Below are 1,479 nucleotides of genomic sequence, written 5' to 3'. Positions count from 1 at the left end.
CCGTGGCGGCGACGATCGCCGTGAAGGTGGTTTCAAGCCCCGTGAAGATCGCGGTGGCTTCAAGCCTCGCGAAGACCGTGGCGGCTTCAAGCCTCGCGAAGACCGTGGCGGCTTCAAGCCCCGCGCCGAGAGCAGCACCGCTGACCTCGAGGCACAGCGCGACGAAGCGACCCGCCGTGCGCACAACCCGGCTGACCTTCGCAGCTCCAACAGCCCGGAACGCGGACGCTCACCGGAAATTGATGACGATGTAACCGGCAAGGAACTGGACCGCATTACCCGCGCGGAACTGCGTTACCTTGACGACGTCAACAACGAATGGGTATCCAAGCACCTGGTCATGGCCGGTCGCTTGATCGATATCGATCCGCAGTTGGCGTATGAGCACACCATCGCAGCTTCCCGTCGTGGCGGCCGCGTTGCCGTTGTTCGTGAAGCAGTTGGTCTGGCCGCTTACGCTGCCGGTGAGTTTGCCGAAGCATTGCGTGAATTCCGTACCCACCGTCGCATCAGCGGCAACAACCTGCACCTGCCCCTGATCGCCGATTCCGAACGTGGAATTGGTCGTCCGGAAAAGGCGCTGGAAATTGCCCACAGCGAGGTCATCGAGACACTGGATACCAACGGCAAGGTCGAAATGGCCATGGTCGCTTCCGGTGCCCAGAACGACTTGGGTAACCTCGACGCAGCCTTGGCTGAACTTGAGATCCCGCAGCTGGACATGAACCGCGCGTTTAGCTACAGCCCGCGCCTCTTCTCGGCCTACGCCGACGCCTTGGAAAACCTGGGCCGCATCGAAGAAGCGTCGACCTGGCGCAAACAGATCTCCGTGGCCGAGGAAGCCCTGGGCACCGGCGAGTTCGCCGAACCGGATATCATCGACCTCGGCGAAGACGACGAAACCGATGCACGCCGCCCGCGCGCCCGCGATCTCGTCGAGTCGGAGACCCCTTCCTCGGAAGTCGGCGACGAATCCTCGGAAGAAGCCGTAGAAGAAGGTCTCTCTGACGAAGACGCCGTCGACGTTGTCGATGCGTCCTCGCTGGAGGAAGTGGCCGAGGAATCGAACCCGGAACTCGATGACGAAGCCCCGGCCGTCACCGAGGCCAACGGAACGTCCCCGGTTATCGACCAGGACGAAAACGACGAAAAGTAGGAATTCGATCCATCCATGCTGATTACAGGTTTTGACGCGCTGCTCGCCGATCTCGACGGCGTCGTCTATGCCGGCAACGGTGCAATTCCCAAGGCCATTGAGGCCCTGAATCGATTGCAGGAACATTCGGTGGTCCTGGCGTATGTCACGAACAACGCCTCAAGGTCCCCGGGTGCCGTTGCCGCACACCTGAATCAACTTGGCGCTCCCCGGGGGGGGGGGGGGCGCGATTTTTGGGGGGGCCCCGGGGGGGGGGAGTAGGGGCCGGACAAAGAGACCCGCGGGGCCCGGCGGGGGGGGGGGGGGGGGCCCCCCCCCCCGGG

The 1,479-nt window shown here is 63.5% G+C and carries 2 pseudogenes; both read left to right on the top strand.

Features of this window, described 5'->3' with window-relative positions:
- Positions 1 to 1,156, top strand: a pseudogene (locus ACIPUB_RS20050) (hypothetical protein); the annotation flags it as partial.
- A 15-nt stretch (positions 1,157 to 1,171) separates the two neighbouring features.
- A pseudogene (locus ACIPUB_RS20045) lies at positions 1,172 to 1,366 on the top strand (haloacid dehalogenase); the annotation flags it as partial.
- Positions 1,367 to 1,479: the final 113 nt, after the last annotated feature.

Source organism: Paeniglutamicibacter sp. ORCA_105 (assembly GCF_045798545.1).
In the GTDB taxonomy this organism is placed as follows: domain Bacteria; phylum Actinomycetota; class Actinomycetes; order Actinomycetales; family Micrococcaceae; genus Paeniglutamicibacter; species Paeniglutamicibacter sulfureus.
This window is presented reverse-complemented; position numbering and strand designations above follow the sequence as displayed.